Annotated in this window: 20 protein-coding genes and 3 tRNA genes; 18 read left to right on the top strand and 5 right to left on the bottom strand. The window is 67.0% G+C overall.

Annotated elements, in window-relative coordinates; all coding sequences use genetic code 11:
- The first annotated feature begins 101 nt into the window (after positions 1–101).
- The 12 genes from DBV14_RS02405 (at position 102) to DBV14_RS02460 (ending at position 12,147) form a co-directional block, all read left to right on the top strand.
- The gene (locus DBV14_RS02405; RefSeq protein ID WP_124457604.1) at positions 102–1,247 is read left to right on the top strand and encodes an ABC transporter substrate-binding protein; all 1,146 of its coding nucleotides are present in this window, start codon (positions 102–104) and stop codon (positions 1,245–1,247) included.
- Between the two features lie 62 nt (positions 1,248–1,309).
- Positions 1,310–2,635, top strand: coding sequence for an aromatic ring-hydroxylating dioxygenase subunit alpha (locus DBV14_RS02410; RefSeq protein WP_124457605.1), 1,326 nt, complete (start codon positions 1,310–1,312; stop codon positions 2,633–2,635).
- The gene (locus DBV14_RS02415) at positions 2,632–3,102 is read left to right on the top strand and encodes an aromatic-ring-hydroxylating dioxygenase subunit beta (RefSeq protein WP_124457606.1); all 471 of its coding nucleotides are present in this window, start codon (positions 2,632–2,634) and stop codon (positions 3,100–3,102) included. The genes DBV14_RS02410 and DBV14_RS02415 overlap by 4 nt, the downstream gene beginning before the upstream one ends.
- A 40-nt stretch (positions 3,103–3,142) precedes the next feature.
- Positions 3,143–4,306, top strand: coding sequence for an ABC transporter substrate-binding protein (locus DBV14_RS02420; RefSeq protein WP_124457607.1), 1,164 nt, complete (start codon positions 3,143–3,145; stop codon positions 4,304–4,306).
- 43 nt (positions 4,307–4,349) lie between these two features.
- Positions 4,350–5,405, top strand: a complete 1,056-nt coding sequence (locus DBV14_RS02425; protein WP_124457608.1) for a branched-chain amino acid ABC transporter permease — start codon at positions 4,350–4,352, stop codon at positions 5,403–5,405.
- Complete coding sequence (locus tag DBV14_RS02430; protein ID WP_124457609.1) at positions 5,402–7,198, top strand: ATP-binding cassette domain-containing protein; 1,797 nt, start codon at positions 5,402–5,404, stop codon at positions 7,196–7,198. The genes DBV14_RS02425 and DBV14_RS02430 overlap by 4 nt, the downstream gene beginning before the upstream one ends.
- Positions 7,199–7,280: 82 nt before the next feature.
- Entirely contained in the window at positions 7,281–8,012 is a 732-nt protein-coding gene (locus DBV14_RS02435) for an ABC transporter ATP-binding protein (protein ID WP_124457610.1), read from the top strand.
- Positions 8,002–9,591: an ATP-dependent acyl-CoA ligase gene (locus tag DBV14_RS02440; protein WP_124457611.1), complete on the top strand. Its 1,590-nt coding sequence runs from the start codon at positions 8,002–8,004 to the stop codon at positions 9,589–9,591. The genes DBV14_RS02435 and DBV14_RS02440 overlap by 11 nt, the downstream gene beginning before the upstream one ends.
- 3 nt (positions 9,592–9,594) lie before the next feature.
- Positions 9,595–10,344, top strand: a complete 750-nt coding sequence (locus DBV14_RS02445; RefSeq protein ID WP_124457612.1) for an SDR family NAD(P)-dependent oxidoreductase — start codon at positions 9,595–9,597, stop codon at positions 10,342–10,344.
- A gap of 53 nt (positions 10,345–10,397) precedes the next feature.
- A complete protein-coding gene (locus DBV14_RS02450; RefSeq protein ID WP_124457613.1) occupies positions 10,398–11,174 on the top strand; it encodes an SDR family NAD(P)-dependent oxidoreductase in 777 nt (258 codons plus the stop codon).
- Positions 11,171–11,701, top strand: a complete 531-nt coding sequence (locus DBV14_RS02455) for a MarR family winged helix-turn-helix transcriptional regulator (protein ID WP_124457614.1) — start codon at positions 11,171–11,173, stop codon at positions 11,699–11,701. The genes DBV14_RS02450 and DBV14_RS02455 overlap by 4 nt, the downstream gene beginning before the upstream one ends.
- A gap of 2 nt (positions 11,702–11,703) precedes the next feature.
- The gene (locus tag DBV14_RS02460; protein ID WP_124457615.1) at positions 11,704–12,147 is read left to right on the top strand and encodes a thioesterase family protein; all 444 of its coding nucleotides are present in this window, start codon (positions 11,704–11,706) and stop codon (positions 12,145–12,147) included.
- Between the two features lie 9 nt (positions 12,148–12,156).
- On the opposite strand, the gene DBV14_RS02465 is transcribed toward DBV14_RS02460, so the two are convergent.
- Positions 12,157–12,558 carry a hypothetical protein gene (locus DBV14_RS02465; RefSeq protein ID WP_124457616.1) on the bottom strand — a complete coding sequence of 134 codons (402 nt, stop codon included), beginning with the start codon at positions 12,556–12,558 and terminating at the stop codon, positions 12,157–12,159.
- 745 nt (positions 12,559–13,303) lie between these two features.
- Here DBV14_RS02465 and DBV14_RS02470 point away from each other — a divergent pair.
- From DBV14_RS02470 to DBV14_RS02485, 4 genes are all read left to right on the top strand, one after another.
- A tRNA-Arg gene (locus tag DBV14_RS02470) sits at positions 13,304–13,380 on the top strand.
- Positions 13,381–13,415: 35 nt separating this feature from the next.
- On the top strand, positions 13,416–13,631 hold the full coding sequence (locus tag DBV14_RS02475) for a short-chain dehydrogenase (protein WP_124457617.1): 216 nt from the start codon (positions 13,416–13,418) through the stop codon (positions 13,629–13,631).
- A gap of 29 nt (positions 13,632–13,660) precedes the next feature.
- Positions 13,661–13,734, top strand: a tRNA-His gene (locus tag DBV14_RS02480).
- 46 nt (positions 13,735–13,780) lie between these two features.
- Positions 13,781–14,344: an HNH endonuclease gene (locus tag DBV14_RS02485; protein WP_124457618.1), complete on the top strand. Its 564-nt coding sequence runs from the start codon at positions 13,781–13,783 to the stop codon at positions 14,342–14,344.
- Between the two features lie 119 nt (positions 14,345–14,463).
- Here the strand turns inward: DBV14_RS02485 and DBV14_RS33305 are convergent, their stop codons facing one another.
- The gene (locus DBV14_RS33305; RefSeq protein ID WP_185545899.1) at positions 14,464–14,640 is read right to left on the bottom strand and encodes a hypothetical protein; all 177 of its coding nucleotides are present in this window, start codon (positions 14,638–14,640) and stop codon (positions 14,464–14,466) included.
- Between the two features lie 272 nt (positions 14,641–14,912).
- Here DBV14_RS33305 and DBV14_RS02490 point away from each other — a divergent pair, with 272 nt between their 5' ends.
- On the top strand, positions 14,913–15,344 hold the full coding sequence (locus DBV14_RS02490; RefSeq protein ID WP_124457619.1) for a hypothetical protein: 432 nt from the start codon (positions 14,913–14,915) through the stop codon (positions 15,342–15,344).
- Here the strand turns inward: DBV14_RS02490 and DBV14_RS02495 are convergent.
- The 3 genes from DBV14_RS02495 to DBV14_RS02505 form a co-directional block, all read right to left on the bottom strand.
- Positions 15,341–16,705, bottom strand: a complete 1,365-nt coding sequence (locus DBV14_RS02495; RefSeq protein WP_124457620.1) for an amidase family protein — start codon at positions 16,703–16,705, stop codon at positions 15,341–15,343. The two genes, DBV14_RS02490 and DBV14_RS02495, sit on opposite strands and share 4 nt — an antisense overlap.
- Positions 16,706–16,721: 16 nt before the next feature.
- A complete protein-coding gene (locus DBV14_RS02500) occupies positions 16,722–17,681 on the bottom strand; it encodes a GyrI-like domain-containing protein (protein ID WP_124457621.1) in 960 nt (319 codons plus the stop codon).
- Between the two features lie 402 nt (positions 17,682–18,083).
- A tRNA-Lys gene (locus DBV14_RS02505) sits at positions 18,084–18,159 on the bottom strand.
- Between the two features lie 152 nt (positions 18,160–18,311).
- Here DBV14_RS02505 and DBV14_RS02510 point away from each other — a divergent pair.
- Entirely contained in the window at positions 18,312–19,022 is a 711-nt protein-coding gene (locus DBV14_RS02510) for an SDR family NAD(P)-dependent oxidoreductase (RefSeq protein ID WP_124457622.1), read from the top strand.
- Positions 19,023–19,062: the final 40 nt, after the last annotated feature.

A 19,062-nucleotide genomic window follows, 5' to 3' on the forward strand; every position in this document is an offset into this window, starting at 1 on the left:
ACCCGGTGTCATTCGCACGCGCCCTGAACAGCAGCGCCAGGAACAAGAGCCCACGTAACGCAAGCACGCCAGCAACTCAACGCAATGTCGGAGCACAAAAAATGAACAAGAACCTCGTTCGAATCCTAGGCGCCACAGCCGTAGCACTGGCCGCCGCGCAGACCATGGCAGCCGACCTCAAGATCGGCTTCATCAGCTCGCTCTCGGGCCCCGTCGCGGCGCTGGGCGTGCCGTATGAGAAGGGTATTCGCGCCGCCATTGCCGAACGTCCGGAGATCGGCGGGCGCAAGGTCCAGCTCATCGTGCTCGACGACGCTTCGGACCCGACCACCGCTGGCCGCAATGCGCGCAAGCTCATTACCGAAGACAAGGTCGACGTCCTCATCGGCACCTCGGGCGTGCCCGGTGCCATGGCCATCGCCTCGGTGGCGCGGGAGCTCAACACGCCGCTGATCTCGCCCACCCCCGTGACCATCCCGGGCGCCGAAGGCGCGTGGACCGTCACCGTGTCGCAGCCGTTTTCGCTCATGGTCGCGGGTGTGGTCGACCGCATGCAGAAGTCGGGCGTGAAGACGGTCGCCTTCATCGGCTTTTCCGATGCACTGGGCGACCTGGCCTACGACTCGCTCATGAAGAGCACGGCCGCCGCCGGCATCAAGGTGGTCGCGAACGAGCGCTATGCGCGCAGCGATTCTTCGGTGGCGGGGCAGGTGCTGAAGATCGTCGCGGCACGGCCCGACGCGGTGTTCGCGGGCAACTCCGGGACGCCCGGCGCGCTGCCCTACATCGCGCTCGCGGAGCGTGGCTACAAGGGCAGGATCTACGGCACGCATGGGCTCATCAACGCCGACTTCGTGCGCGTGGGCGGTGCTTCCATCGAAGGCCTGCAGGTGCCCAGCGGCCCGGTGCTGGTGGCCGACCAGTTGCCTGACAGCAACCCGATCAAAAAGGTGTCGATGGGCTTTCGCGCGGCTTACCAGAAGGTCAACGGCGCGGTGCCCACGGATGCGTTCTCTTCGTACACCTACGACGCTTACCTGCTGCTGGCCGATGCGGCCTCGCGCACCAAGGGCGAGCCGGGCACGCCGCAATTCCGCACGGCGCTGCGCGATGCCATCGTGAGCACGAAGGAGCTGGTGGGCACGCACGGCATCTACACCTTCAAGCCCGACGACCGCTACGGGTCGGACCAGCGCGGCGTGGTCATCGTGCAGATGGTCAAGGGGCAGTGGAAGCTGGTTCCTTGAGCATCGCAGGCACCAGCACCAGCAAGATCGTCATCACCGCCTGAGCCACCGAGCCCAACGCCATGACCACCTACCGCAATCGCCCCGATCTTGTCGCGGCGCTGGTGCAGGACGACCGGGTGCACCGCGACCTGTACCTGAGCGAGGAGATTTTTGCGCTCGAACAGGAACGCCTGTTCGCGAACACCTGGGTTTTTCTGGGCCACGCGAGCCAGGTGCCCGAGCCCGGCGACTTCGTGACGCAAGACATCGCCGGGCGGCCGCTGCTGATGGTGCGCCAGCCCGATGGCGCGGTGCACGTCATGTACAACCGCTGCGCCCACAAGGGCACGCAACTGGTGACCGACGAGAGCGGCAACACCGGCCGCTTCTTCCGCTGCCCGTACCACGCGTGGACCTACAAGCTCGACGGCGCGCCGCTCGGGCTGCCGCTGAAGAACGGCTACGAGGGCACGCAGCTCAAGGCCTGCGAGTCGGGGCGGGGCTTGTCGGTGGTGAAGCACGTGAAGGTGTACCGCGACTTCGTGTTCGTGCGGCTGTCCGACACGGGCCCGTCGTTCGAGGACTACTTCGGCGAAGTGCTGGGCGCCATCGACAACATGGTCGACCGCTCGCCCGAAGGCAAGCTCACGGTGGGCGGCGGCGTGCTGCGCAACATCGTCCATTGCAACTGGAAGATGTACCTGGAGAACATCAACGACACGGTGCACCCGATGTCGACGCACGAGTCGGCCACCAAGGCGGCCGAGGCGCTGTGGGAAGGCCATGCACCCACCGACCCCAAGCCGATGGCCATGGAGCAGATATTGCCCTTCGGCTCGGGCTACGAATTCTTCGACAAGATGGGCGGACGGGTGTTCGCCAACGGCCACAGCGTGCTGGGCGTGAACTTCAGCATCCACTCCAACTATGCGCAGCTGCCCGAGTACGAGGCCGCGATGCAGGCCGCACACGGGGCGGAGCGGGCGGCCGACATTTTGCAGCGCTCGCCGCAGAACTCGGTCTTCTATCCGAGCCTTTCCGTGAAGGGTTCTCCGCAGGCGATTCGCGTCATTCGCCCGCTGGCGGCTGACCGCACGCTCATCGAGGCCTGGAGCTTCCGTGCGGCGGGCGCGCCGGCGCTGCTGTTCGAGCGCGCCATGAACTACAACCGGCTGGTGTTCTCGCCGATGTCGGTGGTGGCGCACGACGACGTGCACCTGTTCGAGAGCATCCAGCAGGGCCTGCGCGCCGGCGGCAACGAATGGGTGAGCCTGCACCGCAACTTCGACGCCGCCGAGCTGGCACAACCGACGATCACCACCAACGGCACGAACGAGCTGCTCATGCGCAACCAGTTCCGCGCCTGGGCGAAGTCGATGGCCGCCGGCACGGAGGCCGCGCCATGAACGACCCGCGCGACTTCATCGCCCACGAGGCGGCGCTACTCGACGAACGGCGCTTCGACGACTGGCTGGCCCTGTTCACCGACGACGGCCACTACTGGGTGCCGCTGCTGGGCGCGGCCCAGGCCGACCCGTTCTCGCACAACTCGCTGGCCTACGAAGACCGGCTGCTGCTGCAACTGCGCGTCGACCGCCTGAAGAACCCGCGTGCGCACTCGCAGCACCCGGCCAGCCACAGCCAGCACGTGCTGCAGCCTTCGCGCGTCGCGGACGAAGACGCGGCAAGCGGCGAGGTGCTGCTGCACACCCCTTTCATCTACATCGAGGCGCGCGGCGAAAGCCAGGTCTTGCTGAGCGGCACGGCCCGCCACCGGCTGGTGCGCACGCCTTCGGGCTGGGCCATCCGCCAGAAGCGCATCGACCTGCTCAATGCCGGGCGCGCCCTGCCGGCCATCCAGTTGTTCATCTGAGTTTTCCGTTCCTTCCATCCATCCTCACTGGAGCTACGACATGAAGAGCCTGATGCAGACCCTGACGCGCGGTGCCCTTGCCGCCGCGCTGACCGCCTGTGGCGTTGCGAGCGTTTTTGCGGCCGACCTGAAGGTCGGACTGAGCGTGTCGCTGTCGGGGCCCAACTCCTCGCTCGGCGTGCCCTACGCCAAGGGCATGCAGGCCGCGCTGGCCTACAAGCCGGAGGTGAACGGCCGCAAGGTTCAGCTCATCGTGCTGGACGACGGCTCCGACCCGACCACGGCCGGGCGCAATGCGCGCAAGCTGATCGAGGAAGAAAAGGTCGATGTGCTGATGGGCACCTCGGGCGTGCCCGCCGCCATTGCGATGGCGCAGGTGGGCAAGGAGGCGAAGACGCCGATGATCGGCCTCACGCCCATCCTGCTCGATCCGAACGAGAACCCATGGGTCATGACGGTGGCGCAGCCGACGCAACTGATGATCGACGCGGTGGTCGAGCGCATGAAGCGCAACAACGTCAAGACGGTGGGCTACATCGGCTTCACCGATGCCTGGGGCGACCTGGTGTACGACGCGCTCATGAAGGCCGCGCCCGGCGCCGGCATCAAGGTGGTGAGCAACGAGCGCTATGCGCGCGCCGACGCCTCGGTCACGGGCCAGGTGCTGAAGATCGTGGCGCTGCGGCCCGATGCGGTCATGACCGGCGGCGCCGGCACGCCGGGCGCATTGCCTTTCCTTGCACTGGCCGAGCGCGGCTACAAGGGCGGCGTGTACGGCCAGCACGGGCTGATCAACCCCGACTTCGTGCGCGTGGTCGGCGCGGCAGGGCAGAACGCCTTGATGCCCACCGGCCCGGTGATCGTGGCCGAGCAGTTGCCGGACAACTACCCGACCAAGAAGATCGCGGCCGACTTCCGCGCCGCATTCCAGAAGGTCAACAACGCACCGACCAGCGACGCCTTCTCGGCCTATTCGTTCGACGGCTGGCTGGTGTTCGCCGATGCGGCATCGCGCGCCATGAAGAAGGCCGAGCCGGGAACGCCGGAGTTTCGCGTGGCGCTGCGCGACGCCATCTTCAGCACGAAGGAAGTGGTGGGCACGCACGGCGTGTACAGCTTCAAGCCGGGCAGCCTGTATGGCGTGGACGAACGCGCCCGCGTGATCGTCAAGCTCGACAACGGCCAATGGAAGCTCGCACCTTGAACCTCTTTCCGATGCTGACGACGACTTTCGAAAAGGCTTTTCTATGACATGGGACGTGGCGCTGATTCTCGTCACCGATGGCCTGGCCAACGGTGCCGTCTATCTGCTGGCCGGGCTGGGGCTGGTATTGATCTTTTCCGTCACGCGGGTGGTGTTCGTGCCGTTCGGCGACATCGCGGCTTTTGCCGCCCTGTCGCTGGCGGCTTTCGAAACCGGCCGCGTGCCGCCGACCATCGGCATGGTGGCCGTGCTTGCCGCGCTGGCGCTGGCAACGGAAATCGGCAGCCTGCTGCGGCGCGGCGAAGCGGCGCGCATTCCCAAGGCGGTGCTGATGTGGGGCGTGCTGCCCGCGATTCCGTGCGTGCTCGCATGGCTGGCGGCGCGCCCCGGCGTGCCGGTGGCGGTGCACATCGCGGTGGCCGTGCTGCTGGTGGTGCCCATTGCGCCGCTGCTGGCGCGGGTGGTGTTCCAGCCGATTGCCGATGCGTCGGTGCTGGTGCTGCTGATCGTGTCGCTGGCGCTGCACTTTCTGTTGTCGGGCCTGGGCCTGCTGTTCTTCGGGCCTGAAGGTTCGCGCACCACGCCGCTCACCAGCGCCGTGTTCACGCTGGGCGATGGCTTCACGGTCAGCGGGCAGGTGGTGCTGATGGTGGGGGCGGCCATCGTGCTGAGCGGGTTGTTCTTCCTGGTGTTCGAGCGCACGGTGGCCGGCAAGGCGCTGCGCGCCACGGCGGTCAACCGGGTCGGCGCGCGGCTGGTCGGCATCCGGCCGGTGCGCACGGCCCTGCTGGCCTATGGCTGCGCCTCGTTGCTGGCCGGGCTGATCGGCGTGCTGATCGCGCCGGTGACGACCATGTACTACGACTCGGGTTTCATCATCGGCCTGAAGGCTTTCGTGGCCGCGATCATTGGCGGGCTCGTGAGCTACCCGATGACGGCCGTGGGCGCGCTCGCGGTCGGCGTGGTGGAAAGCTTTGCCTCGTTCTGGAGCGGCGCGCTGAAAGACGTGATCGTCTTCAGCCTGCTGATTCCGGTGCTCATGTTGCGGTCGTTCATGGCGGCCCACGCCGAAGAGGAAGAAGACGAGGTGGACCAATGAACGCCAACAACAGGAACCGCAAGCGCATGGCGTGGATTGCCGCCGTGGTGGTCGTGCTGGCTCTGGTGCCGGCACTGGCGGGCAGCTTCACTGTCTCGCTGCTGAACGACATCGGCATCGGCGCACTGGTGGCGCTGGGGCTGGTGCTGCTCACCGGCGTGGGCGGCGCCACGTCGTTCGGGCAGGCGGCCTTCGTAGGCATCGCGGCCTATGCGACGGCGTGGCTCACGACCACGCAGGGCCTGTCGCCCTGGCTCGGGCTGCTGTTCGCGCTGCTGCTGACGGGCCTGTCGGCGCTGGCCATCGGCATGCTCACGCTGCGGCTCGGCGGGCACTTCCTGCCGCTGAGCACCATCGCCTGGGGGCTGTCGATCGCGATGCTGTTCGGCAACGTCGATGCGCTGGGGCGGCACACGGGGCTGTCGAACATTCCGGCGCTGCAGATCGCCGGCTGGTCGCTGGCCGACCCGCGTGCGATGTACTACCTGATCTGGGTGGTGGTCGGGCTGGCCTGCCTGTTCAGCCACAACCTGCTGCAGTCGCGGCCAGGCCGTGCGATCCGCGGGCTGCGCGGCGGTGCAACGTTGCTGGCCAGCGTGGGTGCCGACGCCTACCGCGTGCGGCTCACGCTGTTCGTGACGGCCGCGCTGTTCGCGGGGCTGGCCGGCTGGCTCTATGCGCACATGAACCGCTTCGTGAGCCCGTCGCCTTTCGACGTGCGCGCCAGCATCGAGTACCTGCTGATGGCGGTGGCCGGCGGGCTCGGGCAGCTCGCGGGCGCGCTGGTGGGCGCCGCGCTGGTGCTGGTGCTCAAGAACGGCCTGCAAGACGTGCTGCCGATGCTCACGCAGCGCGCGGGGCAACTGGAGGCCGTGGCCTTTGCCGCGCTGTTCATCCTGCTGCTGCACTTTGCGCGCGGCGGCGTGATGGGCCTGCTGCGGCGCTGGACGCACCGCCGCGGCGTGGCCCAGGGCGCATCGCGCCACGAGGCGCCGCCGGTCGACCCGCTGCCGCATCGCCAGTTGCCCGAGCGTGGCACGCAGGTGCTGTCGGTGAACGGCGCGGTCAAGCGCTTCGGCGGGCTGGTGGCGGTGAACGACGTGAGCTTCGATGTGAAGGCCGGCGAGATCGTCGGGTTGATCGGGCCCAACGGAGCGGGCAAGTCGACCATGTTCAACCTGCTGACCTGCACGCTGCCGATGACCTCGGGGCAGGTGCGCTTCCTGGACCACGACATCGCCGGCATGCCGCAGCGGCAGGTGGCGCGGCTGGGCCTGGCGCGCACCTTCCAGCACGTGAAGCTGCGGCCCCGCATGAGCCTGCTCGACAACGTGGCGCTGGGCGCGCATTCGCGCACGCGCTCCGGCATCCTGAAGGCGGGGCTTCGGCTCGACCGCGCGGAAGAGATGCAGATCCTGCAGGAGGCGCAGCGCCAACTCGACCGCATCGGCCTGGGCGACCGCGCGCATGAACTGGCGGGCAGCCTGCCGCTGGGCACGCAGCGCATCCTGGAGATTGCGCGTGCGCTGGCCGCCGACCCGGTGCTGCTGGTGCTCGACGAGCCCGCGGCCGGCCTGCGCCGCAAGGAAAAGATGGCGCTCGGCGACCTGCTGCGCAAGCTGCGGGAAGAGGGCGTGACCATCCTGATCGTCGAACACGACATGGACTTCGTGATGAAACTGGTGGACCGGCTGGTGGTGATGAACTTCGGCTCCAAGCTCGTGGAGGGCGTGCCGTCGGCGGTGCGCGCCGACGAGCGCGTGCAGGCGGCTTACCTGGGGAGCGTTGTATGAGCGCCGCACGGCCGCCCGAAGGCGCGGGCCCCCTTCAGGGGGGAGGAGAAGTACACGAAGTGACAAGCCTGGGGGTAGTGAAATGAGCGCGATGTTGGAGATTGGCGACCTGCATGTGTCCTACGGGCAAGTGGAGGCGGTGCGCGGTGTGTCGCTCGACCTGCAGCCGGGGCAGATCATCTCGGTGATCGGGCCGAACGGCGCGGGCAAGACCACGCTGCTGGCGGCTGCCATGGGCCTGTTGCCGTGCAAGGGCACGCTGCGCTTCGAGGGCGAAGACCTGCAGGGGCTCGACGTGGAAGCGCGCGTGGAGCGCGGCCTGTGCCTGGTGCCCGAGAAGCGCGAGCTGTTCGGCGAGCTGACGGTGCTCGACAACCTGCAGCTCGGTGCCTATGCCAAGCGGCTGCGCAGCGATGCGATGAAGCGGCAGTTGCAGTCGGTGTACGACCGCTTTCCGCGGCTGGCCGAGCGCCGCGCGCAGCGGGCCGACACGCTGTCGGGTGGCGAGCGGCAGATGCTGGCGGTGGGACGTGCGCTGATGTCCGCGCCGCGCCTGCTGATGCTCGATGAGCCCAGCCTGGGCCTTGCGCCGCTGATCGTTCGCGACATCTTGACCATCGTGCGCAAGCTGCGCGACGACGGCGTGTCGATCCTGCTGGTGGAGCAGAACGCGCGTGCCGCGCTCGAAAGCTCCGACCAGGGCTACGTGCTGGAGACCGGCGAGATCGCGCTCTCGGGCGCCTCGGCCGAACTGGCGAGCGACCCGCGCGTGCAGGCGACCTACCTGGGTGGAGGCACGCACGATGACGAGTGAAGCCCGCGCGGTGCCGCCGGCACAACGCACGCTGCCCGCCATGCTGCAGCGGCAGGCCGGGTTGTACGGGCAGCGGCCTTTGCTGCGTATCGCGGGGCGGCAATGGACGCACGGCGATGCGGCGCAAGCGGCGGCCGTGCGGGCCGGTGCGTTGGCACAAGCGGGCGTGGTGCGCGGCGACCGCATTGCCGTGATGTGCGCCAACCGCATCGAATTCATCGAGACCTTCCTGGGCGCGGGCTGGCTGGGTGCGTCGGTCGTGCCGGTCAACTCGGCGTCGATGGGGCCGCAGATCGAATACTTCCTGGCGAACAGCGAAGTGAAGTTGCTGGTCATCGAGGCGGGGTTTCTGGAGCGGCTGGCCACCGCCGACCTGGGGCGCACCGCCGTGCAAGAGATCTGGGTGGTCGGCGAGGCGGCGGGTGCCGCATGGCAAGCGCCTGCTGGCGTGCGCGCGGTGCCGTACCCGGAAGGCGCCCAAGCCATCGCGCCGGCGCCGGTGCAGCCTGGCGACCCGCTCGCGATTCTCTACACCTCTGGAACCACGGGCCCGGCCAAGGGCGTGATCTGCCCGCATGCGCAGTACTTCTGGTGGGGCGTGAACAGCGCGGAAGTGCTGGGCGTGGGCCCCGACGACGTGCTGTGCACCACGCTGCCGCTGTTCCACATCAATGCGCTCAACACCTTCGCGCAGGCCGCGCTCACCGGCGCAGAAGTGGTGTTCGAGTCGCGCTTCTCGGCTTCGGGCTTCTGGCCATCGATGCGCGCGAATGGCGCCACCGTGGTCTACCTGCTGGGGGCGATGGTGCCCATTTTGCTGGCACAGCCCGAAGGTGCCGGCGAGCGGGACCACCGTGTCCGCATCGGGCTCGGCCCCGGCGTGCCGTCGGCCGCGGGGCAGGCGTTCAAGGCGCGCACCGGTGTCTCGCTGCTCGAAGGCTACGGTTCGACCGAGACCAACTTTGCGATTGCCACCGCGCCCGACTCGCCGCGCGGCGGCGTCATGGGCTGGCTGCGTGCCGGCTTCGAGGCGCGCGTGGCCGACGAAGACGATGTAGCGCTGCCGCCCGGCGAGGCCGGTGAACTGCTGCTGCGCGCCGACGAGCCCTACGCTTTCGCGAGCGGCTACTTCAGCATGCCGGAGAAGACCGTCGAGGCTTGGCGCAACCTGTGGTTCCACACGGGCGACCGCGTGGTGCGCGATGCCGATGGCGCGTTTCGCTTCATCGACCGCATCAAGGACGCGATCCGGCGGCGTGGCGAGAACATCTCTTCGTTCGAGGTCGAGCAGGTGCTGCTGAGCCATCCGGGCGTGGCGTCTTGCGCGGTGTATCCGGTGCGCTCCGAGCTGGCCGAAGACGAAGTGATGGCCGCACTGGTGGCGCGCGAGGGCGTGCGCATCGACCCGGCCGAGCTGGCGCGTTTCTGCGAAAGCCGCCTGCCTTACTTTGCCGTGCCGCGCTACATCGACCTGCTGCCCGACCTGCCGCGCACCGAGAACGGCAAGGTGCAGAAGTTCAAGCTGCGCGAGCGCGGCGTCGGCGCGCACACCTGGGACGGCCGGCCCGCAAGGCCGTAGGCCATGAGCAGTCCGTCGTTGTTGCCGCTTGCCGGGCGCGTGGCCTTCGTGACGGGCGCGGGGCAGGGGCTGGGGGCCGCCATCGCACGCGGATTGGCTCAGGCAGGCGCACGCGTGGCGCTGACGGACATCGAGCAAGGCCACGCCGAAGGTGTCGCGGCGGAGTTGGGCGGCCTTGCATTGCGGCTGGATGTGCGCGACGAAGCGGCCTTCGGCGATGGCTTCGGCAAGGCCGTGGCGCACTTCGGCGCCATCGACATCATGGTCAACAACGCGGCACGCACGCCGACGACTTCGCTCTGGGACATCACGCCCGATGAGTGGGACGACGTGCTCGCCATCAACCTGCGCGGCAGTTTCTTCGGCTGCCGCATTGCGGGCCGGCACATGCGCGAGCGCGGCGCGGGCCGCATCGTCAACCTGGCATCGATGGCGGGCCAGCAGCCCAGCGCCGCGACCGGCGTGCACTACGCGGCCAGCAAGGCCGGGTTGCTGGCACTGACGCGCTCCTTTGCGCAGGAGCTGGCGCCGCACGGCGTGACGGTGAACGCGCTGGCCCCGGCGGCCATCGACAGCCCGGCGCTCGATGCGCTGGACCCTGCGCGGCAACAGGCGCTGAAGGCCCGCATTCCCCTGGGCCGTTTCGGCTTTCCCGAAGAAGTGGCGGCGGCCGTGGTCTACCTGGCTTCGCCGGCCGCTGCCTTCATGACGGGCGCGACGCTGGACCTGAACGGCGGGCGTTTCATGCGGTGACAACCGGGCAGGGCGCACTTCGCTAAAATGATTCAGAACTAAAACATTCAGGTATGCAAACAAATTCACTGACTGGCCGCCACGCACTCGTTACCGGTGCCGCACGCGGCATTGGCGCGGAGATCGCCCGCACCCTGGCCGCCGAGGGCGCCGTCCTGACCCTGCTGGGGCGCGACCGCGATGCGCTGCAGCGCGTGGCCGATTCGCTCGCAGGCGGTGGCCATGGCGTGGTTGCGGCCGACGTGGCCAACCCCGAGGCCGTGCAAGCGGCCTTTGCGCAGGCCCGTGCCGAGCGGGGCGCCATCCGCGTGCTGGTCAACAACGCGGGCGCGGCCGAGAGCGCGCCGTTTCTCAAGACCTCTTTCGAGCTCTGGCAGCGCATGCTGTCGGTCAACCTCACCGGCAGCTTTTTGTGCGCGCAGGCGGCGTTGCCCGACATGCTCGACGCCGGCTGGGGCCGCATCGTCAACATCGCCAGCACCGCCGGCCAGAAGGGCTATGCGTATGTGGCGGCCTACACCGCAGCCAAGCACGGCGTGGTCGGGCTCACGCGTTCGCTGGCGCTCGAAGTGGCGCGCAAGGGCATCACGGTGAATGCGGTGTGCCCGGGCTACACCGACACCGACATCCTGCGCAACAGCGTGGCCAACGTGGTCGGCAAGACCGGACGCAGCGAGGCCGATGCACTGGCCGAGTTTTCCAGCGTCAACCCGCAGAAGCGCATCGTGCAGCCGGCCGAAGTGGCCGATGCCGTGCGCTGGCTGTGCGGAGAGGGCGCCGCATCGGTCACCGGCCAGTCGATCTCGGTTTCAGGGGGAGAAGTGACATGACACGCAACGACGCATCGCATGCGGTGCTGAGCGACGCCGAAGAACTCGGCCATGAAGGGCGCGCGGGCCATGAAGACCACGCGATGCTCAAGCTGTGGCTGCGCATGCTCGCGAGCACCACGCAGATCGAGGCCGAAATTCGCCGCCGCCTGCGCGAGCGCTTCGGCATTTCGCTGGCGCGCTTCGACTACATGGCGCAGCTGTACCGCTACAAGGACGGCCTGAAGATGCGCGTGCTGTCGCGCTACCTGATGGTGACCGGCGGCAACGTCACCGGCCTGACCGATGAGCTCGAGCGCGAAGGCATGGTGGCGCGCGCGCCCAGCCCCGACGACCGCCGTGCGTGGATCGTGAGCCTCACGCCCACCGGCCGGCGCACCTTCGAGACCATGGCGAGCGAGCACGAGCAGTGGATCCTCGAGATGTTCTCGGGCCTCGACATGAAGACGGTGAAGCAGATGCACAGCCAACTGGGGCAGTTGCGCGTGCACGTGCTGCGCGGCGAGCCCGCGGGCGAGGAGGGTTGAGCATGAGCGAAGCTGGCGGCACCATCGAATTCCAACGCCCGCGGTTGATCCGGTTCTCGGACTGCGACCCGGCGGGCATCGTCTTCTATCCGCAGTACTTCGTGATGCTCAACGGCCTGGTCGAAGACTGGGTGAACGAAGGCCTGCGCCTGAGCTACCACGGGCTGGTGGCGCAGCGCCGCATCGGCCTGCCGACAGTGAAGCTCGAAGCCGACTTTCGCGCCGTGAGCCGCATGGGCGACCAGGTGACGCTGGGGCTGGCCGTGCAGCGGCTGGGCTCGCGTTCGATGTCGCTGGCGCTGCGCTGCTTCGAGCCTGTGTCCGGTGAAGTGCGCATGGAGGTGAAGCAGGTGCTGGTGACCACGTCGCTGGAGACGCACCGCGCCGTCGCCATTCCGGGCGACATGCGCGCGGCCATCTTGCGCGACGCACCCGCGCTGGGTTGAACCTCTGCTTCAGGGCGCGGGTTCAGCGCCGGCGGCGTCCGCGGCTTCCTGCGCGCGCTTCTTCAGCCAGCCGCCGAGTTCCCGCTTGCCCTTGGCGTTGGCGCTACGCCACGCTTCGCGTGCGGCGGCAATGAAGCGCTCTTCCGCCGCATCGGGTACTTCGGAGGGACGGTCTTCCTTGTCGAGCCAACCGGCCTCGACGTCGCAGTGCCGCTCGATCTGCCGCGCAAGGTTGTCGCCGATCGGCCGGGCGCTCTTGATCTGGCTCCACATGCTGGGAGAGACTTCGATCTTCTTCGCGAACGCCTGGTCCAGCCCCTTGGCTGGCAGGCCCGCGGCAACGGCCTCTTCGAGAAAGCGGCGATGCAGCGCGAGAGCATTGCGACGACGCGCGACGGTGATATTGGGCACTGTTCAAAAACAACAACAAGACAAGAAAAGATTGTCCCGGTTGTTGACGTCGCCGTAAACACTATTTACAGTTACCTTCATTCGCGGCCCAGGCCGTACCTTTTTTCCAACCCCTAACGGCCGACAGCGGCAATTTTTGACCAGGAACCATCGTGAACACCGCCTTGACTCTCACCAACATTCGACCCGCATCGGGCCGGGCGTTCGTGCGCGTGTGGTCGTGTGGTGGCTCCAGCAATTTGCCGTCGTCGATCACCTCGAACCTGCGCCAGAGCTCCGTGCATTCCACGAAAGCCGCAGCAAGCCTGCGCGTTGGCAAGTTCGAGGATCAGGGGTTACCGGGTGGAGACTGCGCATAGGCGCACATCTCCCTAGCTCTCTCAAGCAGAGGCCCGGACACCGAAAGGTTCCGGGCCTTTTTGTTTTTTGCCTTGTTTGTTTGTTTGCCGTGCTTTGTCATTTCGGGTGTGCCTTCACCACACCGCCAGGAACCACCGCGTAGACGGTCTGGCGGGATGTGCAGGAAAGTGATCACCCCTGTGCAGCGACGTCGTACGGGGCAGCACCCAGCGTGCTGTCCGTCGCGTGAGGACACAACCGAAATGGAAAAGCGGGTCATCCGTTTTCTTCAACCGAACCCGAGCGGGACCGGGCCATGCAGATGGCCCTCCCGTGGAAACCGGCCGCAAAGATTGGGCGGCGCCGGAACTCGTAACCGGACACTTTTCTTGTTCTTGTTTTTCAACCCGCGTTAGCTCAATGGATCAGAGCACTTGCCTACGAAGCAAGGGGTTGCACGTTCGAGTCGTGCACGTGGGGCCATTTTCTTTTTCAGCCATACCAACCAAGGAGTCACCATGCGCAAGCGCAACACCCCGATCCGGATGATCACCGTGCGCCCGGCACAGCCGCGCAGGCGCATGGTCCTTGCACTGGCCCGCCGCTTCGGCATTGGCACCGACGATGCCCGGCGCGAAGCCGAGAACCCGTATGCATCGGCTGGCCGAGAGTGTCGGAGCGATGGCCCGGACCTCGACCTCGATCAGCGCGTGCGCCTGTTGGGCGAGTGGTAGGGCGCGGACTTTCTCTTCTTGTTTTTACGGTGCGCGTAGCTCAACGGCAGAGCCGCGGGTTGTGGTCCCGCTGACGACGGTTCGATTCCGTTCGTGCACCCCATCGCATTTTTTTCTCAGTCCACCATCGCCGCGAAAGGAGGCGAGTCATGCACCCTCACGTCCTGCAACTCGATATTCAGGGCACGCCGCAAGCCTGGATTTCGCTGGAGCAGGCGGTGCTGCACTACGCCACCGGATCGGTCGCGTGGGAAGACGGCGACCTGCCGCTGGCCACGCTGCGCGGCGGCTTCAACGTGGCGCGCGGTGTGCAGTCGCGCATCGAGGTGGCGCCCATCATCGCGCTGCGTGGCGCGTCGAAGATCAACCTCTTCGACGTGGTGCCCAGCGTCACCAAGGGCAAGCTGCTGCGTCGCGACCGCCACACCTGTGCGTACTGCGCCGGCGTGTTCCAGGAGCGCGACCTTCAATGCGAACACGTGCTGCCCGAATCGCGTGGTGGTCCGTGGACGTGGACCAATCTGGTGAGCGCATGCGCGGTCTGCAACAACCGCAAGGCGGCGCGCACGCCTGAAGAAGCAGGCATGCCGCTGGTCTACCTGCCGTATGTGCCGAGCCGCTTCGAGAACTTTCTGCTCGAAGGCCGCAACATTCGCGCGGACGTGCACGAATGGCTTGCGAAGCGCCTGCCCAAGGGCTCGCGGCTTCAATGAGGGCGCTCTTGTGCCCACTCTCGCGCCGTATGCAGGCGCCCATGAAAAAAGCCCGCTGTCTTTCAGGCAGCGGGCTTTTGCTTGTTTGGTCGAAGCGTTCGGAGCGTTCTGAGAGTAGGTCAGCGCCCGACGCCGAAGTAGCGGTAGGCGACCACGCCCGCGGCCGCAATGCCGCCCACGACGATGAGGATCACCTTGGTGAAGCGGCCATTGCCACGTTTCGAGCGGGTCCAGTGTTCCGGGCCGATCAGGTCGATGGGCACGGTGGGTTTGCCTATGTCGGAAGCCTTTTCCATGGGCGGAAATATAGCTCAGGCGGCAAAGCATATGCCGGTGACTGTCCATTCGTGGCGCCCTCGCATCGCCGTTGACGCCGGATGCGACAGGGCAAAAAAATACCCGCCTGAGCGGGTGCAACGAGCTTTTCGCTTCGAAGTTGATGTCCCTGCTGTTTGTGTTGTTGTGATGCGTGACAGCAGGTTGCAAGATGCCATGCCGAACAGGCTGCATTTGTAGGTTGAATCTCGGGTGGGTGTAAGTGCCACAAGGAAATGTGAAATATTGCCGTATGAACAAAGAAATCATTCTCGAAAGTCTGACGCGTGCCTTGGAGAACTGGGTCCGTCATGCTTCAGCGGAACAGCTCTGGCAGGTGCACCAGGCGGGCGGCCTGGGGGCATCCGTTCATGCCGAAGGCGACCTCGTGCAGGTCCGCATCGCGCTGGGCGGCGCGCGCAACGCGTTGTCGGACATCGGCAAGACCGACGGGCGATTGCCGGTGACCGAAGCGTTCCGCGGCAACAGTGGCGCGGACTGGGGAACGCCGCCGCCGCAAGGCAGCGCGGCGCGCGAGCAGTGGTTTCTGTCGAGCGATGTGGCCCAGGAACATGCAAGGCAGTACCTGATGGCGGAGGTGGGCGAGAAGCGCGATGTTCTCGCGCGCTTCGTCGACGAATGGATCGCCCAGCCACAAGGCGGTGCGCAGGCTCCGGCTTCCTAGCCCGCGTTTTCTTCGAGCCAGCGGGCCACGGCGATGGTGGTCCGGTCTTGCAGTGCCGGGCCGATGATCTGCACGCCCAGCGGCAAGCCCTGTGCCGTCTTGCCGGCGGGGGCAACGGTCGATGGCAATCCAGCGACCGTTGCAAGCCCCGACCATGCGAGCTGGTCGCGGTACATGGACGGTTCCCCGTCGATGGTCAGCGTCGTGTGTTCCCAATCGGGAGCGTCGATGTGCGCGAAGGCCGCCGTGCCGAAGGGCGGTGCGACCACCACGTCGAACGATTCGAAGAGAAGATGAAAGCGCTTGCGCCACTGCATGCGCCGGTCGAGCAGGCGCAGCCATTCATGCGCGGAGATGGAGGGCGCTGCATGGGGGGCACCCCGGGTTGCCAGTGTCACCAGGAGCTTTGCGTAGTCGCTCTGCAGGTCGGCGAGGTCGGGAAGCAGGGTGCTGGTATCTGCAACATGCGCACCGGCCTTTGCAAGGCGAGCGGCCACGTCTTCGACCACGCGCTTCATGTCCGCACCCGTGCGCGCCGAGGGATGCTCCGTCAACGCCAGCACACGCAAGCCCTGCGGGGTCGTGCGCCGCGCGGGCGGCAGCTGAAGGCGATAGGCCGTGGCTTCGTCGGCATCGGGCCCGGCCAGCACGATGAGCGCAAGTTCAAGATCGGCTGCGCTGCGCGCCATGGGGCCGATCACCGAAAGCACATCGGAGGCCGCCTGGTAGCCGGGGAAGTCATGCCCGCGCGTGGGCAGCAGGCCGTGGCTCGGCTTGTGGCCGTACACGCCGCAAAAGTGGGCCGGCACGCGGATCGATCCGCCGACGTCGGAACCCAGCTCGAGCGACACCATGCCCGCGGCCAAGGCGGCCGCCGACCCTCCTGACGATCCGCCCGGCGTGCGCGTCGCATCCAGCGGATGCAGGGTGCGCCCGTACGTCGGGTTGTTGCTCTCGTAGTCGCCGAGCGCGAGCGCGAGATTGGTCTTTCCCACGATCACGGCACCGGCCGCCTTGAGCCGTGCGACCGCCACCGCGTCTTCGGTCACCGGCAGAGCGCGTGCGAACTCGAAGCCCCAGGTCGTGGGCAGGCCCGCGACGTTGAACGCTTCCTTCACCGTCATCGGCAGGCCCAGCAATGGACGTCGTTCACCGCGGTCCAGCGCGGCATCGGCGGCGCGCGCCTGCTCGCGTGCGCGATCGAAGTCGCGGACGACCACGGCATTGATGTCGCGGTCGCGATCTTCGATGCGCGCGATGGTCGCGTCGCAAAGTTCAAGGGCGCTGACCTGGCGTGCGGCAAGCGCCTTCACCAGTTGGCTTGCACTGGCGGTTTCGATGTCTGGAAAGGGGGGCGTCATGAAGGGCTGTCGAGGGTTACTGCTGCAGTGGGAGGTAGAGGTCGGTGCGCCATGCGTCGCCCAAAGGCAGGCGCGGATCGTTGACGTAGTGCACGAAGCAGGGGCTGTCGCGCAGCGCATAGCCGGTGGCGGGAAGCCAGTCGCGGTACACGGCGTTCCAGACGCGGTGCAGCAGGCTATGGGCGCCACGATGGGAGAACACCGCGTAGCGGCCCGCGGGCAGGTGCCACCACGCCAGGGTGCCTGCCAGTGCCACCGGCGGTTGCGTCGCGTTGCCGCGGCGTTCGGTGAGGTGGTGGTCGAAGACCGCGCCGCAGAGCATGCGCGCCTGCTGGTCTTCCGGGCCCTGGGGCTCGTCGGGAAACAGCGCCAGCCAGCTTTGGACGCGCGGCAGAAGTTCTGCATGTCGTATCGCCGGAACCAGTTCGTCGAAGGCCTGCACCGCGGCCTGCCGCATGTTGCCGTCATCCATTCCGCGGCCGGTGGCTGTCAATATCGGGAGCGCCTGCACGTCGAGCATTTGCGGCTTGAGCAGCGCGTCGTCGTGCGACTCCAGCGGGTCGGTGGCGGGCCTGCGATCGAACAGCTGCTGCCAGCATGGTGCGTCGCCGGCCCGCACGGCGATGGGCGTGGTGTCGAGTTCGCGGCGCATCGCCTTCGCCAGTGCTTGCGCGGATTCGTAGCCCACCTCGAGCGCGATCCGGTGCACCGGTGCGGCATCGCTTGCGAGGAGTTCGCACGCCCGCTGCAAGCGGCGCCAGGTGATGTAGCCGCCCACGGTCGTGCCGAAGTACGCGCGGAAGATGCGGTGGAAGTGGTAGCGCGACATGGCGGCCATGTCGGCCAGCTCACGTCCGTCGAGCGGGTCGGCGAGATGGGTGTCGATGTGCGCGGCCGCACGCGACAGCAGGTCGAGATAGCGGACCGTCTGCGCTTTCGAGGTGTTGAATGTGGCGAAGGGGTCTGGCTGCTGCATGGCATCGGGATTGTTTCAGGCAACCCGCTGCCTGGCGTGTCCGCGTTTGCTCGATGCCCTGGATGCCTGCGTGCGGTCGCAGAGTTCGATGCGGCTGTCGCCGACGTCGGCATCTCGCAGGCAGAGAACATGGGTGCAGATGTGGCGACCGGTTTCAACGTCGCCGTCGTGCCCCGTGCCATCGATCGTGTTGTATTTTTGTCGCCGTGATGCTGGAGCGCGACAAGATCGGGCGCTGGGTCGAACGGGAGGGGCGCGGTGGAGCGAGCTTTGCGGCCATGAGGCCACTTCGCATCCGGTGAGAAGTCCATGCGCCGCCAACCCGCAACGAAACGAACGCGCAATGAAAAACGCCCGCTACCTTGGGGGTAGCGGGCGTTCCAGCGATGACGCAGTGTTGGTTGGTGGGCCCTGAGTGACTCGAACACTCGACCTACGGATTAAGAGTCCGCTGCTCTACCAACTGAGCTAAGAGCCCTTGCTTTGAAAACGTTTGGCGTTTTCTGGCAAGACCACGAGTATATCCCAGAATTTGTGCGATTCCAAAAAAATTGTGAACTGCAGCGTTAGGATGCGCCACCACTGGCGGGCGCGACCCCGCCGCCCCCATTCCCAGCAGGAGAAACTTCTATGAGCGATGCAGCAAGCAACACGCCCCATGTCCTGATCACCGGTGCCGCGGGCGCACTGGGCCGCGCCGTGGCGCAGCACTTCCTTGACCAGGGCGCGCGCCTTGCGCTGGTCGATCACCACGCGGGTCGATTGGCTGAAGTGTTCCCCGGCCTCGACAACTCGCAGCACCTGTTGCTCGCGGGCGACGTGACCTCGGCGACCGAGATGGCAGCGCTTGCCGGGCAGGTGCTCAAGTCCTTCGGCCGCATCGACACGCTGGTGCACATCGCGGGTGGTTTCGAGATGGGCGAGGCAACGCATGCGCTCACGCGCGCAAGCTGGGACCGCATGATGAATCTGAATGCGTGGTCGTTCGTCGCTGTGACGCAGGCCGTGTTGCCGTCGATGACCGAGCGCCGTTCGGGCAGCATCGTTGCGGTCACAGCCAAAGTGGCGGCACGCGGCGTGCCGGCGATGGCGGCGTACATCGCCTCGAAGAGCGCGCTGCAGCGCCTGGTCGAAGCCATGGCCGCGGAAGCCGCACCGCATGGCGTGAACATCAACAGCGTGGCGCCCAGCGTGCTCGACACGCCGGCCAACAGGCAGGCCATGCCCGACGCGAATCCGGCCGAGTGGGTATCGACTTCCGTCGCGGCGCAGACCATCGGCTTTCTTGCATCGCCAGCGGCGGCCGCGCTTCATGGCCAGCACCTGACGCTCGACACCTGAGCGCGGCCGCGAGCGAGCAAGCAAGGGCCAGGTTGACAAG

Origin of the sequence: Variovorax sp. KBW07 (genome assembly GCF_003852515.1) — a bacterium.
In the GTDB taxonomy this organism is placed as follows: Bacteria; Pseudomonadota; Gammaproteobacteria; order Burkholderiales; family Burkholderiaceae_C; genus Variovorax.

Bases quoted from the DNA above. Each gene is read 5' to 3' on its own strand.
- DBV14_RS02495 (WP_124457620.1), bottom strand. From the start codon at position 16,705: ATGACGCCCCCCTTTCCAGACATCGAAACCGCCAGTGCAAGCCAACTG.
- DBV14_RS02410 (WP_124457605.1), top strand. From the start codon at position 1,310: ATGACCACCTACCGCAATCGCCCCGATCTTGTCGCGGCGCTGGTGCAG.
- DBV14_RS02440 (WP_124457611.1), top strand. From the start codon at position 8,002: ATGACGAGTGAAGCCCGCGCGGTGCCGCCGGCACAACGCACGCTGCCC.
- DBV14_RS02490 (WP_124457619.1), top strand. From the start codon at position 14,913: ATGAACAAAGAAATCATTCTCGAAAGTCTGACGCGTGCCTTGGAGAAC.
- DBV14_RS02435 (WP_124457610.1), top strand. From the start codon at position 7,281: ATGAGCGCGATGTTGGAGATTGGCGACCTGCATGTGTCCTACGGGCAA.
- DBV14_RS02445 (WP_124457612.1), top strand. From the start codon at position 9,595: ATGAGCAGTCCGTCGTTGTTGCCGCTTGCCGGGCGCGTGGCCTTCGTG.
- DBV14_RS02425 (WP_124457608.1), top strand. From the start codon at position 4,350: ATGACATGGGACGTGGCGCTGATTCTCGTCACCGATGGCCTGGCCAAC.
- DBV14_RS02420 (WP_124457607.1), top strand. From the start codon at position 3,143: ATGAAGAGCCTGATGCAGACCCTGACGCGCGGTGCCCTTGCCGCCGCG.
- DBV14_RS02475 (WP_124457617.1), top strand. From the start codon at position 13,416: ATGCGCAAGCGCAACACCCCGATCCGGATGATCACCGTGCGCCCGGCA.
- DBV14_RS33305 (WP_185545899.1), bottom strand. From the start codon at position 14,640: ATGGAAAAGGCTTCCGACATAGGCAAACCCACCGTGCCCATCGACCTG.
- DBV14_RS02450 (WP_124457613.1), top strand. From the start codon at position 10,398: ATGCAAACAAATTCACTGACTGGCCGCCACGCACTCGTTACCGGTGCC.
- DBV14_RS02455 (WP_124457614.1), top strand. From the start codon at position 11,171: ATGACACGCAACGACGCATCGCATGCGGTGCTGAGCGACGCCGAAGAA.
- DBV14_RS02500 (WP_124457621.1), bottom strand. From the start codon at position 17,681: ATGCAGCAGCCAGACCCCTTCGCCACATTCAACACCTCGAAAGCGCAG.
- DBV14_RS02430 (WP_124457609.1), top strand. From the start codon at position 5,402: ATGAACGCCAACAACAGGAACCGCAAGCGCATGGCGTGGATTGCCGCC.
- DBV14_RS02405 (WP_124457604.1), top strand. From the start codon at position 102: ATGAACAAGAACCTCGTTCGAATCCTAGGCGCCACAGCCGTAGCACTG.
- DBV14_RS02485 (WP_124457618.1), top strand. From the start codon at position 13,781: ATGCACCCTCACGTCCTGCAACTCGATATTCAGGGCACGCCGCAAGCC.
- DBV14_RS02510 (WP_124457622.1), top strand. From the start codon at position 18,312: ATGAGCGATGCAGCAAGCAACACGCCCCATGTCCTGATCACCGGTGCC.
- DBV14_RS02415 (WP_124457606.1), top strand. From the start codon at position 2,632: ATGAACGACCCGCGCGACTTCATCGCCCACGAGGCGGCGCTACTCGAC.
- DBV14_RS02460 (WP_124457615.1), top strand. From the start codon at position 11,704: ATGAGCGAAGCTGGCGGCACCATCGAATTCCAACGCCCGCGGTTGATC.